Origin of the sequence: Streptomyces syringium, assembly GCF_017876625.1 — a bacterium.
Lineage (GTDB): Bacteria > Actinomycetota > Actinomycetes > Streptomycetales > Streptomycetaceae > Streptomyces > Streptomyces syringius.
Window position 1 is genome coordinate 6,059,249 of record NZ_JAGIOH010000001.1, and the last position, 13,654, is coordinate 6,072,902.

A 13,654-nucleotide genomic window follows, 5' to 3' on the forward strand; every position below is an offset into this window, starting at 1 on the left:
CCCGACCGTCATGGACGGGATCGGAGAACTGTCCCGCGTCCGTGAGGAGGCGGTCCGGGGAGCACCCCGGGCCACCGAGGCCCAACACGCCAAGGGCAAGCTGACCGCGCGTGAACGCATCGACCTCCTCCTCGACGCGGGGTCGTTCACGGAAGTGGAGCAACTGCGGCGGCACCGGGCGACCGGCTTCGGCCTGGAGGCGAAGAAGCCCTACACCGATGGTGTGATCACCGGGTGGGGGACGGTGCACGGGCGTACGGTTTTTGTGTACGCGCATGATTTCCGGATCTTCGGTGGTGCGTTGGGTGAGGCGCATGCGACGAAGATCCACAAGATTATGGACATGGCGATTTCGGCGGGTGCTCCGCTGGTGTCGTTGAACGACGGTGCGGGTGCGCGTATCCAGGAGGGCGTCTCGGCGCTGGCCGGGTACGGCGGGATCTTCCAGCGGAACACCAAGGCGTCGGGTGTCATCCCGCAGATCAGTGTGATGCTCGGTCCGTGCGCGGGTGGTGCGGCGTACAGTCCGGCGCTGACGGACTTCGTGTTCATGGTCCGTGAGACCTCGCAGATGTTCATCACGGGCCCGGATGTGGTGCGGGCCGTGACGGGTGAGGAGATCACCCAGAACGGTCTGGGGGGTGCCGATGTGCACGCCGAGACCTCCGGCGTCGCGCACTTCGCCTACGACGACGAGGAGACCTGCCTCGAAGAGGTCCGCTACCTCCTCTCGCTCCTCCCGCAGAACAACCGCGAGATGCCACCCCGCGCGGACACCGAGGACCCGGCCGACCGCACCTGCGAGGCGCTGCGCGAGATGGTCCCCGCGGACGGGACCCGGCCCTACGACATGCACGACGTCATCACCGAGATCGTCGACGACGGAGAGCACATGGAGGTGCACGAGCGCTGGGCCACCAGCGTCATCTGCACCCTCGCCCGGATCGGCGGCGAGGTGGTGGGCATCGTCGCCAACCAGCCCCAGTCGCTGGCCGGCGTCCTCGACATCCACTCCTCGGAGAAGGCCGCGCGCTTCGTCCAGCTCTGCGACGCCTTCAACATCCCCCTCGTGACCCTCGTCGACGTGCCCGGCTTCCTGCCCGGTGTCGACCAGGAGCACGGCGGCATCATCCGCCACGGCGCCAAGCTGCTCTACGCCTACTGCAACGCCACCGTCCCGCGGATCTCCCTGATCCTCCGCAAGGCCTACGGCGGCGCCTACATCGTCATGGACTCCCGCTCCATCGGCGCGGACCTCTCCTTCGCCTGGCCCGCCAACGAGATCGCCGTGATGGGCGCCGAGGGCGCCGCGAACGTCGTCTTCCGGCGGCAGATCGCGGCGGCCGACGACCCCGAGGCGATGCGCGCCCGCATGGTCAAGGAGTACAAGGCCGAGCTGATGCACCCGTACTACGCGGCCGAACGGGGCCTCGTCGACGACGTCATCGACCCCGCCGACACCCGCTCCCTGCTGATCGGCTCGCTGGCCATGCTGCGCGCGAAGCACGCCTCACTGCCGGACCGCAAACACGGCAACCCCCCGATGTGAGCCACACCCCCGACATCCGGCGCGAGAAGCGAGAAGGAGCAGCCCTGTGTCACAGGTGAAGGCACCGACCGCACTGCGAGGACCCTTGGGGCCCTCTCTGCTGAAGGTCATCGGCGGAAACCCCACCCAGGAGGAGCTCGCGGCGGTCACCGCCGTCCTCCTCGCGCTGTCCGCGCGCCAGGAGCGTCAGCCGGTCGCGGCGGGTACGCCCGCCGCCGCCCGGTGGCAGCGCGCCGGGGCCCGCGGCCGCCCGCCCGGGGCCCGGGTCCCCCGGAGCTGAGCCCGGCAGCTTCCTGCCACCTTCGTCCCGGGTGGCGGGAAGCCCCGCTCCACCCACGAAAGAACAGCACAAGCCCGGCCGCCCGCAGACGCGGCCGCGGCCGACGTCAGGAGGCAGCAGCGTGCTTCAGGTAGTGTTCCGAATCCTGGGGCCGTTGGACATCAGTGTGGACGGCCGCCCCGTCGCCCTTCAAGGCGCCCGCCAACGCACGATTATGTCGCTGCTGTTGCTCACCCCGGACCACGTGGTCTCCGTCGACACGCTCGCCGACGCCGTCTGGGACGGCCGCCCCCCGGCCACCGCCCGCAACCAGATCGCCATCTGCGTCTCCGCGCTGCGCAAGACCTTCAAGGCGGCCGGCGTCGAGGACCTGCTCGTCACCAGCCACCCCGGATACCTGCTGGCCTCCGGCGAACACCGCATCGACGCCGTCGAGTTCGAGGAACAGGTCTCCCGGGGCCGCGAGGCCGCCCGCAGCGGCCGGCTGGAGGAAGCCAGCGCCTGCTTCGAGGACGCCCTGGCCATGTGGCGCGGCCCGGCCCTGGAAGGCATCACGGCGGAGCGCGTCGAGAAGGACGCCGCCCGGCTCACCGAGACACGCCTCGACGTGTACGAGGAGTTCGTGGGCCTGCGGCTGGAACTGGGCCGCCACCAGGAACTGATCGGCGAACTCAGCGCGTTCATCCGGGAGAACCCGCTGCGCGAGCAGTCCATCGCCCACCTCATGCTGGCCCACTACCGCTCGGGCCGCCGCGCCGAGGCCCTGGAGACCTACCGCGAGGGACACCGCATCCTCGCCGACGAACTCGGCATCTCCCCCGGCCCGGTCCTGCGGGACCTCCACGAAGCCGTGCTCAACGACCTCCCCGAGCTCAATCCGCACCAGGCCGCCGAGGCCCCCGCCGCCCCGCCGGCCGTCCCGGAACAGTTCCCGCCCGACGTCGCCTCCTTCACCGGCCGCAAGAAGGAACTCGCTGTCCTCGACCGGCTGCTGGAACACGCGGGCGGCGACGTGCTGCCCGTGGGCTCCATCACCGGCATCGGAGGGGTCGGCAAGACCGCCCTCGCCGTCCACTGGGCCCGCCAGGTCGCGAGCCGCTTCCCCGACGGCCTGTACTTCGCCGACATGCGCGGCTACGACGAGGAGGCGCCCCGCCGGCCCGGCGCCGTCCTGGACCACCTGCTGCGGGCCCTCGGCATCAAGGGCCCGCAGATCCCCGCCGACCAGCACGAGCGCACGGCCCTCTTCCGCGGCGCCCTGCAGGGCCGCCGGGTCCTGATCGTGCTGGACAACGCCCGGTCCTTCCAGCAGATCCGCCCGCTGCTGCCCGGCGACGGCCGCTGCTGCGTCCTCGTCACCAGCCGCGACCCCATGGGCGGCGCCCTCGCCGGCGACTACGTCTACGTACCGCTGGTGCTGGGCGCGCTCCAGCAGGACGAAGCCACCGCGCTGCTGTCCAGGGTCGCCGGGGACGACCGGATCGCCGCCGACCCGGTCGGCGCGGCCCGGCTCGGCGAACTGTGCGACCGGCTGCCGCTCGCCCTGCGCATCGCCGCCGCCCGCCTCGCCGCCAAACCGCACTGGTCGGTCCGGACCCTGGTGGCCCGGCTCGAGGACCAGCACCGCAGGCTCGACGAACTGAGCCTCGACGAACGCGGCGTACGGGCCGGTCTGCGGCTCAGCTACCGCGATCTGTCACCCGACGCCGCCCGGATGTTCCGGCTGCTCGCCATGGTCGACGCACCGGACTTCGCCGCCTGGGCCGGCGCCGCCCTCCTCGACATCGACCCGCTCGACGCCGAGGACCTCATCGAGCAACTGGTCGACGCCCAACTCCTGGAGCCGCTCAGCGCCACCCTCGGACCGGTCCGCTACCGCTTCCAGAACCTCCTGCGGCTCTTCGCCCACGAATGCGCCCTGGCCGAGGAGGACGCGGACGAGCGCAGCGAGGCCACCCGCCGTGCCTACGGCGCCTGGCTGGCGCTGGCCGTGGAGGCCCACCACCGGCTCTACGGCGGCGACTACACCCTCGTCCACAGCCAGGCGCCGCCGCACCGGCTCCCGGCCCACCTGGTGGGCCACCTGCTGGAGAACCCCATGGAATGGTTCGAGAGCGAACGCGTCCCGATCACCCGGATCGTCGACCAGGCAGCCCAGGGCGGCGAGGCCTCGTACGCCTGGGACCTCACGATGACCAGCGTCACCCTCTTCCAGAACCGCAACTACCTGGAGGACTGGCGGCACTGCGGCGAGCGGGCCCTCGCCGCCGTCCGCCGCGCCGGCGACCGGCTGGGGGAGGCGGCGATGCTGCACTCGCTCGGCACCCTGGAGATCATCCAGTGGAAGTACGACGAGGCCTTCACCCGGCTCGGCCTGGCGCTGCGCCTGTTCGAGGAGCAGCACCAGGTCGAGGGGTGCGCCCTGGTGCTCCGCAACCTGGCGCTGTGCGAACGGCACCGCGGTGATCTGGAACGGGCCAGGGAGCTCGGTCACCAGTCGCTGGCGGGGTTCCGCACCGCCGGTGACCCCTACGCGGAGGCCCACATGCTGGGCCTGATGGCGCAGATCGAACTGGAGCGGGGTGACGCCCGTACCTGCGTCGAGCTCTCGCACGAGGCGATCGCCAGGACCCGCGAACTGGGAAGTGTCAGAGGAGAGGCGCAAGGCATGGTGCGGCTCGCCGGAGCCCTCGTCCACCAAGGCGACGGGGTGGGCGCCGAGGAGGTCTGCCGGCGCGCCCTCGAACTCGTGCGGACCAGTGGTGACCGCCGCGGTGAGGCCCACGCGCTGCGCGCGCTGGGCGAGGCACTGTGGTGCCGGGAGCAGTGGGAGGACGCCGAGGCCGTCCTGCGCGACGCGCTGGCGACCGCGGCCAAGGTCCAGGACCGGTTCCTCGAAGGCAGGGCGGGTCTCGCCCTCGGATGCCTGCTCGCCCTCCGGTCCGACCGGGCCGGGGCCGCCGGCCTCTTCGCCGACGCGGCCCGGCAGTTCACCGAGGTGGGAGCGGTGCCCTGGAAGGAGCGGACGAGCCGCCTGCTGACGGCGCTCGACCGTGACGAGGAGCCGGACGCGCGGGAGCTGTTCGCACTCTTCCAGCACTAGGGCCTGGCCGGCGGGCCTTTGGGCTGAACCCAGCCGCATCCAAGCCCGTCCGGCGATTGAGGACACCGCCGCGCAGCGGGGGTGCACACCGACGCGGCCCGCGTCACACCCACGGGTCGTCGCTGGCGGCAACGGAGGCCGCGGGGGCCGCGGCCGCAGCGTCGATCTTGACCCACGGGTCGTCGCCCTGGGCCTGCGCCGCCGCCCCGAAGACACCGAGCGCCGCCAGGGCCATGGTCCCGCCGAGTGCCAGCCGGCTGAGCGGAGCGAGGGCGACGGCGGTGTAGGCGGTGCGCTTGGCGCGGTTCATGGTGTCCTCCCGGACGTCTCGGGGGCCGGTCCGCCGGACCTGGTGTCCGGTGCCTTCGCGGCCCGCTTCCTGCGGTATGCCGAGAACATTAGGGACGCCTGCTTTTCACGCCCTTTCGAAACTGTTTCGCGGCCACGAAATCGACCCGACATCGACCCGATGGAGCCGGGAAACCGGCTTGCCGGACCGATGCCGGACGATGTCCTACCGCGGTGCCGGCCCGGTGTTTTCCGGGCCCCGCGCCACCTGTTCCGTCAAGCGGTCCGCGTAGGCGGCCAGCAAATCCGACCAGGGGATTCCGGACTGCCGCAGCATGAGTTCCTGATCGGCCGCCGACATGTCCGCGACCCGGTCCATGAAGTCCAGCGGGTCTTCCACCTGACTGGTTTCCTGCGGATGATGTTTGATGTCTTCCTCCTGCCTTCGGTCCGGGATGTCGTCCGGTTCCGCGCAAACAGGCCGCCGCGCGCGGCCATAGAAAAACTTGAACCGCCTTCCACCGCGCCCGTGACCGTGCCGTGAGGCGTTTTCACGCGGCACTCCGCCCACGCTAGACGAACCTCTTTTCAAGGCTCTTTCGTATCGCTTTCCCGGCCGTGAAATCGAACCGATGCCAGTGGAGAACTCCCCCTCCGTAGCCTTTCGCGGCAGACGGCCCGGGGACCGGAGCGGGCCCGCGAACGGGGGAGGACCTCATGGCCTTCAAGATCCTCGGCCCGGTGTCGGCCGAGCGGGACGGCCACCCGGTCGCCCTCGACGGCGGCAAGCAACGCACCGCGCTCGCGACCCTGCTGCTCGCCCACGGCCAGGTCGTCACCGACGAACGGCTGACCACCCTGCTGTGGGGCTGGGACCCACCGGCCACCAGCACCCACCAGCTCTACACCTACGTATCGAGGCTGCGCACCCGCCTCGGCCCCCGGCACGGCCTGCGGCGCCACGGCGCCGGCTACCGCATGGACATCGGCGACGCGGACTTCGACTGGGACACCTTCCGCTCCCTCGCCGACACGGGCCGCGCCGACCTCCTCGCCGCCCGCTACTCCGACGCCGAACACCGGCTCGGCCGGGCCCTCGCGCTGTGGTGGGGCCCGCCCCTCACCGACGTCACCGAACACCTCGCACAGGCCGAGGGGCCCCGCCTGGAAGAGGCCCGGCTGTCCGCACTGGAGAACCACACCGAGGCCGCACTCGCCCTCGGCCGTCACAACGACCTGGTCCCCGCCCTGACCCGGCAGGTGACCCTGCATCCGGTACGGGAGCGGCTGCGCGGCCAGCTGATGACCGCACTGTTCCGCTGCGGCCGCCAGGCCGACGCGCTCGCCGTGTACGAGGCCGGACGCCGGGTCCTCGCCGACGACCTCGGCATCGACCCGGGACCGGAGCTGCGCGCCCTGCACCAGGACGTGCTGACCGGGACCCTGCCGCCGCCCCCGGCACCGGAACGCGAGCGCGTCACCCCGGCCGCACCGCCCGCGCCCCCGGCGGCGGCCGTTGTCCGGGCCCCGCACCCGGAGCCCGTGGGTCATGGAGGCCGGCAGGGGCTCGTCCCCGCGATGCTGCCCGCCGCCCCCGGCGACTTCACCGGCCGGCAGGCCGAGACCGACGAGGTACTGACCGCCCTGCGCGCGCACCAGGACGCCGTGATCACCGGCGCCCCCGGCACGGGGAAGTCCGCGCTCGCCCTGTGGGCGGCCGAACGCTGCCGCGCCGACTTCCCCCACGGCGGGCTCTACGCCGATCTGCGGACCGGCACCGGGGCGCCGCGCGACCCGGCGGAAGTCCTCGGCTGGTTCCTGCGCGCCCTCGGCACCACCCCCGACCAGGTGCCCGCCACCCTCGACGAGCGCGTCCAGCTCTACCGGACGCTGCTGGCCGGGCGCCGCGCGCTCGTCGTCCTCGACAACGCCCACGACGACAGCCAGGTACGGCCCCTGCTGCCGGGCGGCGGAGAGAGCCGGACCGTCGTCACCGGGGTCCGGTCCGCCCTCGCCTCGCTGGAAGGCACCCGGCTGGTACGGCTCGGCCCCATGCCACCGGAGGAGGCCGTCGCTCTGCTCACCGCGATCGCGGGCCCCCCACGACCCGACCCGGCGGCACCCGACGTGCTCTCGCGCATCGCCGAGTTCTGCGACCGGCTGCCCCTCGCCCTGCGCATCGCCGCGACCCGCATGGCGGCGCGCCCGCACTGGTCGGCGGCCCGGTTCGCGGACCGGCTGGCACCCGCCGGACGCCGGCTCGACGAACTGCGCTTCGGCAGCCTCGACATAAGGACCGGGCTGAGCGCCGCACTCGACCAGCTCGACCCCGCCGCGCGGGACGGCTTCGGCCTTCTCGCGGCGGCCGGTATGCGCGCGCTGACCGCGTCCGACGCGGCGGCGCTGCTCGATACCGGCCCCGATGACGCGGAGGAACTCCTGGAACGGCTCGCCGACGCCCGGCTCCTGGAGGTGTGCGGGGCGGACGGCGACGCGTGGCTGCGGTACCGCTTCATGCCGCTGGTCCGGCTGTTCGCCCGGGAGCAACGCGTACCCGCGCTCGCCTCCTGAACACTCTCCTCTTACCGCTCCCGACTTCTTCGGGTTCCCGGCCTGGTGGGCCGGCCGTCCTGCGGCCGGCCCACCAGGCCGTTCCCGGTCCCCTGCTCCACAAGGGTCAGCCGCAGCCGCCCGCGTGCCCTTCGTCCAGGCCGAAGGTGGCCATGCCCGCCCAGGAACTCTCGGGCTCCGACAGCGGCGCCACTTCCTGATTCACCGTTCCCGCCCACTCGATTTCCGCGAGAACTTCCAGAGGGTGCTGGACCTGGGACGGGGAAGTCTGATCGTTCAACACGTCTGCTCCTGTCAGTGAGTCGGGTCCCGCTCAGGCCCCGCACCAACAGATTCGGCCGGACTCGTACGGGAATTCCCCGCACCGTCCCCGGGTGGCGATCCAGAGGAATACAGACCGGCTATAGGCCGTGTACAGAAAAGGCGTTCACGCTGTTCCGTATGGACAGTCACGTCAGGCGCGTCGTTGTCGTGGGCGGAACGGCCTCCGGCTGGGTCGCCGCTGCCCGGCTCGCGTCCGCCTTCCACGGCACGGTTTCCGTCGCCGTACTCGAAACGCCGCAGCGAGCCGCCGCGGTATCGGCGACCGGACAGGCGGCCGTCGTCGCGCCCGAATTGCAGCGGGGGCTCTTCGACCGTATCGGCGTACCGGAAGAGGAATGGATGCGAGCCTGCTGCGCGTCCTTCAAAGCGGCGGTGCGTTACGTGAATTGGCGTACCGAAGGCGCGGCCGAAACCACGGTGCGGATCACCGGCAACGGCGGTGTGGATCATTTCTACCGCCCCTGCGCGGAGATGCCGCGGTGCGCGGAACTCCCCCTGTCGGACTTCTGGCGGCACCGCAGGCACGAGGGCGGGACCACCGAGCCGTACGACTACGCGTGCTTCCGCGAGCCGCCACTGCTGGACGCGCGGAAGTCGCCGCGCCGGCTGGACGGCCGGACGGCCGTCCCGTACGGCTGGCACGTCGACGTCCGTATGTTCACGCAGTTCCTGCGGAAGACCGCGATGCGGGAGTTCGGCGTACGGTCCGTCCGCGGCAAACTCCTGCGCGCCGAACGGGACGCACGCGGCATGCTGACCGCCCTGCACACCGTGGGGGGCGCCTCCGTCGCCGGTGACCTCTTCCTCGACTGCACGGGGACCGAGAGCCTCCTGCTGGCCGGGGTCCTCGGGGAGCCGTTCCTCGATGCCCGGGACCGGCTGCTGTGCGACAGTGCGGTGACCGTCACCGTCCCCCACGACGACGCCGCGCACGGCATCGACCCCTTCACCACGGCCACGGCCATGCCCGACGGCTGGGCCTGGCGCATGCCGCTCCCCGGCCGGTTCGCGGCGGGGCTCGTCCACGCGCGCGACCTGACGGCCCCGCAGGAGGCCGCCGACCGGCTCTGCGCGCTCTGGGGCCTGCGCCCGGGCCACGCCACCGTGCGGCACCTCGCCTACCGCACCGGGCGCAGTCGTCGCGCCTGGGTGAAGAACTGCGTCGCGCTCGGACCGGCCGCGTCGTTCGTGGAACCGCTGGCCGACGAGGGGCTGGCGGACGTCCTGCACATGGTGGACCGGCTGGTGCGCGACTTCCCGTCGCGGGACGGGGCGGAGGCGCCGGCGGCCCGCTTCAACCGTGCCGCACAGGCCCGTTACGCCCGGGCCCGGGACTTCGCGCAGTTGCTGTACTCCGCGGCGCCCCGCGCGGACACACCGTTCTGGCGCGCCCAGCGCGAACTGCCGCTGTCGGACGCGCTGGAGGAATATCTCGTCGGCCACCGCGCGGGCCTGTCCCCGGAGGCCGGCGAGGCCCCGTACGACGCGCTGCTGGCGGCGCTCGCCCCCCGCCGGGCCGCCCCGCCCGCCGCCCTCGCCCACCGGCCGGCGGCCCGTCGCACGGCGGACGCCGAGTTCTCCCGGATCCGACGCCAGCAGCGGATCCTGCTGGAGACCCTCCCGGGGGCCCATGAGTACCTGCACCGGCTGCACACCCGGCCGGTGCCGGCGGCGGCGGTCACGGTCTGAGGCCGACGGGATGTGATTGTCCCGTCACGGGCCGTCGCTCCGGGAAATCTCCACATCGCGAGGAGACCGCGGGTAACCCCCTTTCATCGCCCCTCGATATGCCGGTTATGCCCGCAGTGCTTGATGGGCGTGTGTCCGTCTATGTCCCGCGAGGAAGTCGGACCTCCCGTATCTGTTACTCGATCCTGTGAAGGACCTGTAATTATTCGGCGAAGGAATATGAAAGCCCGGTGCCTGAAGGGGCGTTCATTGTGCTGGTGACGGTCGACCGGGTTGGCCGCGTCAGCCGTTCCCGTGCTTTTATCTGCGCACCGCAGCGGTTCTCCGAACGGCGGTCGATTTCGACCGGGCCGCCGCGGTAGTGGTCGGACCGTTTTGCTACGGCCCGCCCCACGTCATGGATAAACAGCCGGACAAATGAAGGAAGGGTGCGCACATCATGCGTAACAACATCGAGACCCGTGAGATCACCGACACCGAGCTGGACGCCGTTTCCGGCGGTGTCGGCATCTCCGGCGGCCTCCTCGGCGCCGTGACCGGCGACGTCAACAACGTGCTCGGCACCGTCACCTCCCTCCAGACGGTCCAGGCCGCCCAGGCCCTGCCCGGCCAGGTCGAGGGCATCGCCGGCGTGCACGTCGGTGTCGCCGGTCTCTGATTGCGATAGCCGGCGCCGCGAACCCCGGAATTCCGTCATTCCGGGGTTCACGCCTGCCCGCCGCCCGGGCGGCGGGCCTCGCCGCGTAATTCAGCACCCTTGTCACGAATGCAGTCGAAGGAATAGTCCGTGCAGTTCCGCCAAAAGGCGCTGGCCAAGCTGCAATCGCCCGAAGAGCTCGATCTGCCCGTACGCTTCGCGCGCCCGCAGGGCCGGCTCGTCCTGGCCGTGACGGTCCTCGTCATGGCCGCGTCGGGCTTCTGGGCATTCACCGGATCCGTGTCCTCCAAGCAGAGCGCACCCGGCGTCCTCACCCACGCCGAAGGCAGTTACCTGCTGCAGAGCCCCTACGCGGGACAGGTCACCAAAATCTTCGCCGAAGAGGGCCAATTGCTGTCCCCGGGCGCCCCGCTGCTCAAGGTCAGCACGGACCGCGGGGACCGCACCGTGCGCGCGGTGGCCGGGGGACGGGTGACGACCCTGGTCGCCAGGACGGGGGCGGTCCTCACCACCGGCGCGGACGTGGCGACCGTGGAACGGGTGAAGGATCCGGACGACCCGCTGGTGGCCATGCTGTACGTGTCCGCCGCCGAAGCCGGGGCGATTCCCGTGGGAGCCCCGGTCGACCTGACCGTCCAGTCCGCCCCCCAGCGGCAGTTCGGCGTGCTGCGCGGCCGCGTCAAGGCAGTCGGCCGCGCCCCCCGGACCCAGGAGCAGATCGGCGGTTTCCTCGGCGACAAGCGGCTCGCCGCCGAGTTCTCCCGGGACGGGAAGCCCGTCGCGGTGCTCGTGGAACTGGAACGCTCCGCCACCACCCGGTCCGGCTACCGGTGGTCCGTGACGAGCGGACCCCCCTACGCCGTCGACTCCGCGACACCGGTCACCGGCGCCGTCCACCTCTCCGTGCGGCGCCCCGTCGACTGGCTGCTCCCATGACTGTTTCCCACGGTTCCCACGGCGCCCGCCGACGCGGCCTCGAACCGGCGCGCGGGAAGAGCAGGCGACGCAGGCCCGCGCCCGCCCCCCGGGGCAGCACGCCCCGGACCGTCCGCACCCCCACCGTGCTGCAGATGGAGGCGGTGGAGTGCGGCGCCGCCGCGCTGGCCATGGTGCTCGGCCACTACGGCCGCTTCGTGCCCCTCGAAGAGCTGCGCATCGCCTGCGGCGTCTCCCGCGACGGCTCACGCGCAGGCAACCTCCTCAAGGCCGCCCGCGGGTACGGCCTGAAGGCCAAGGGCATGCAGATGGACCTGGCCGCCCTCGCCGAGGTGAGCCCACCGGCCGTCCTCTTCTGGGAGTTCAACCACTACGTCGTCTACGACGGCATGGGCCGTCACCTCGGCCGCCGGGGCGTGTACATCAACGACCCCGGCAAGGGCCGCCGGTTCGTCCCCATGGACGAGTTCGACACCAGCTTCACCGGCGTCGTGCTCACCTTCGAGCCCGACGAGGGCTTCCGCCGCGCCGGCCGCAAGCCCGGCGTGCTGGGCGCCGTGCCCGCCCGGCTGCGCGGCACCTCCGGCACCATGCTCGCCGCCGTGCTCTCCAGCCTCCTGCTGGTGCTCGTCGGCGCGGCGGTGCCCGCGCTGAGCCGTACCTACATCGACATGTTCCTGATCGGCGAGCAGACGTCCCTGCTGGGTGTGCTCTTCGCGTCGATGGCGGTCACCCTGGTGCTCACCGCGACGCTCACCGCCCTCCAGCAGGCCAATCTCCTGCGCGGACGCATCATCTCCTCCACCCTGGGCAGCGCCCGCTTCCTGCGGCACCTGCTCCGGCTCCCGGTCACCTTCTTCTCCCAGCGCAACCCGGCCGACCTGGTCCAACGCCTGCAGTCCAACGACGCGGTCGCCGAGACCCTCGCCCGCGACCTGGCCGCCGCGGGCGTGGACGCCGTCGTCGTGGTGCTCTACGCGCTGCTGCTGTGGACGTACGACCCGCAACTCACCGTCGTCGGCATCGGCATCGCGCTGCTCAACGTGGCGGCCATGCGGATCGTGATCCGGCTGAGGGCCACCGGCACCCAGAAGCTGCGCGCCGAGAGCGCCCGGCTCACCAACACCTCCTACAGCGGCCTGACCCTGATCGAGACGATGAAGGCCACCGGCGGCGAGAACGGCTTCTTCCGCCGCTGGGCCGGACAGCACGCGATCACCCTCGACGTACAGCAGCGGCTCGGCGTGCCCAGCGCGTGGCTGGCCGTCGTCGCGCCCACCCTGGCCGCGCTCAACAGCGCCCTCATCCTGATGATCGGCGGCCTGCGGGCGGTGGAGGGGCACCTGTCGGTCGGTCTGCTCGTCGCCTTCCAGGCCCTCGTGACCAGCTTCACCGCGCCGATCACCCGCCTCAACGGCGTGGCCGGACGGATCCAGGACTTCGCGGCCGACGTCGCCCGGCTCAAGGACGTCGAGAACTTCCCCGTCGACCCGCTCTACTCACGGCGCGAGCCCGCCGCCGGCACCCGGCGCCTCAAGGGCCATGTGGAGCTGGACCACATCACCTTCGGCTACAGCCCCCTGGACGCCCCGCTGCTGAAGGACTTCTCGCTCTCGGTCGGCCCCGGGCAGCAGGTCGCCCTCGTCGGCGGCTCCGGCAGCGGCAAGTCCACCGTCTCCCGGCTGATATCGGGCCTCTACACCCCCTGGGAGGGGGCCATCCGTATCGACGGGATGCGCCTGGAGGACATCCCGCGCGGCGCGCTGGCCGCCTCCGTCTCCTTCGTCGACCAGGACGTCTTCCTCTTCGAGGGCACCGTCCGCGACAACATCGCGCTGTGGGACCCCTCCATCACCGACGAGGCCGTCATCGCCGCCCTCGAGGACGCCGCCGTCCACGACGTGGTGGCCCGGCGCCCCGGCGGCATCCACAGCCGCGTCGAGCAGGACGGCCGCAACTTCTCCGGCGGCCAGCGCCAACGCCTGGAGATCGCCCGCGCGCTGGTGCGCCGCCCCAGCGTCATGGTCCTCGACGAAGTGACCAGTGCCCTGGACGCGGTGACCGAGCGGATCGTCATCGACAATCTGCGCCGCCGCGGCTGCGCCTGCGTCGTCATCGCCCACCGGCTGAGCACGGTGCGCGACAGCGACGAGATCGTCGTCCTCGACCGCGGCACCGTCGTGGAACGCGGACGCCACGAGCAACTGGCCGCCGCGCGGGGCGCCTACGCCGAACTGGTCAAGGAGCACTGAGGCG

Annotated in this window: 11 protein-coding genes; 8 read left to right on the forward strand and 3 right to left on the reverse strand. The window is 71.9% G+C overall.

Features of this window, described 5'->3' with window-relative positions; genetic code table 11:
* Positions 1–10 precede the first annotated feature (10 nt).
* The 3 genes from JO379_RS26815 (at position 11) to JO379_RS26825 (ending at position 4,932) form a co-directional block, all read left to right on the forward strand.
* A complete protein-coding gene (locus JO379_RS26815) occupies positions 11–1,549 on the forward strand; it encodes an acyl-CoA carboxylase subunit beta (protein WP_209518890.1) in 1,539 nt (512 codons plus the stop codon).
* Positions 1,550–1,595: 46 nt separating this feature from the next.
* Entirely contained in the window at positions 1,596–1,829 is a 234-nt protein-coding gene (locus JO379_RS26820) for an acyl-CoA carboxylase subunit epsilon (RefSeq protein WP_209517327.1), read from the forward strand.
* 154 nt (positions 1,830–1,983) lie between these two features.
* On the forward strand, positions 1,984–4,932 hold the full coding sequence (locus JO379_RS26825; RefSeq protein ID WP_245381567.1) for an AfsR/SARP family transcriptional regulator: 2,949 nt from the start codon (positions 1,984–1,986) through the stop codon (positions 4,930–4,932).
* Between the two features lie 103 nt (positions 4,933–5,035).
* Here JO379_RS26825 and JO379_RS26830 read toward each other — a convergent pair whose 3' ends face one another.
* Complete coding sequence (locus JO379_RS26830; RefSeq protein WP_209517331.1) at positions 5,036–5,242, reverse strand: hypothetical protein; 207 nt, start codon at positions 5,240–5,242, stop codon at positions 5,036–5,038.
* Positions 5,243–5,446: 204 nt separating this feature from the next.
* Entirely contained in the window at positions 5,447–5,782 is a 336-nt protein-coding gene (locus tag JO379_RS33765) for a DUF6269 family protein (RefSeq protein WP_130881583.1), read from the reverse strand.
* A 155-nt stretch (positions 5,783–5,937) separates the two neighbouring features.
* Here JO379_RS33765 and JO379_RS26840 point away from each other — a divergent pair, with 155 nt between their 5' ends.
* The gene (locus JO379_RS26840; RefSeq protein WP_209517333.1) at positions 5,938–7,791 is read left to right on the forward strand and encodes an AfsR/SARP family transcriptional regulator; all 1,854 of its coding nucleotides are present in this window, start codon (positions 5,938–5,940) and stop codon (positions 7,789–7,791) included.
* A 106-nt stretch (positions 7,792–7,897) separates the two neighbouring features.
* Here JO379_RS26840 and JO379_RS26845 read toward each other — a convergent pair whose 3' ends face one another.
* On the reverse strand, positions 7,898–8,071 hold the full coding sequence (locus JO379_RS26845) for a DUF6269 family protein (RefSeq protein WP_165451679.1): 174 nt from the start codon (positions 8,069–8,071) through the stop codon (positions 7,898–7,900).
* Positions 8,072–8,232: 161 nt separating this feature from the next.
* On the opposite strand from JO379_RS26845, the gene JO379_RS26850 reads away from it, so the two are divergent.
* From JO379_RS26850 to JO379_RS26865, 4 genes are all read left to right on the forward strand, one after another.
* Positions 8,233–9,804, forward strand: coding sequence for a tryptophan 7-halogenase (locus JO379_RS26850; RefSeq protein ID WP_209517335.1), 1,572 nt, complete (start codon positions 8,233–8,235; stop codon positions 9,802–9,804).
* Positions 9,805–10,243: 439 nt separating this feature from the next.
* Entirely contained in the window at positions 10,244–10,462 is a 219-nt protein-coding gene (locus JO379_RS26855) for a hypothetical protein (RefSeq protein WP_130881580.1), read from the forward strand.
* A 129-nt stretch (positions 10,463–10,591) separates the two neighbouring features.
* Positions 10,592–11,398: an HlyD family efflux transporter periplasmic adaptor subunit gene (locus tag JO379_RS26860; protein ID WP_209517337.1), complete on the forward strand. Its 807-nt coding sequence runs from the start codon at positions 10,592–10,594 to the stop codon at positions 11,396–11,398.
* Positions 11,395–13,650, forward strand: a complete 2,256-nt coding sequence (locus tag JO379_RS26865; protein ID WP_245381568.1) for an NHLP family bacteriocin export ABC transporter peptidase/permease/ATPase subunit — start codon at positions 11,395–11,397, stop codon at positions 13,648–13,650. Before JO379_RS26860 ends, JO379_RS26865 begins: the two co-directional genes overlap by 4 nt.
* The last annotated feature ends 4 nt before the right edge of the window (positions 13,651–13,654 follow it).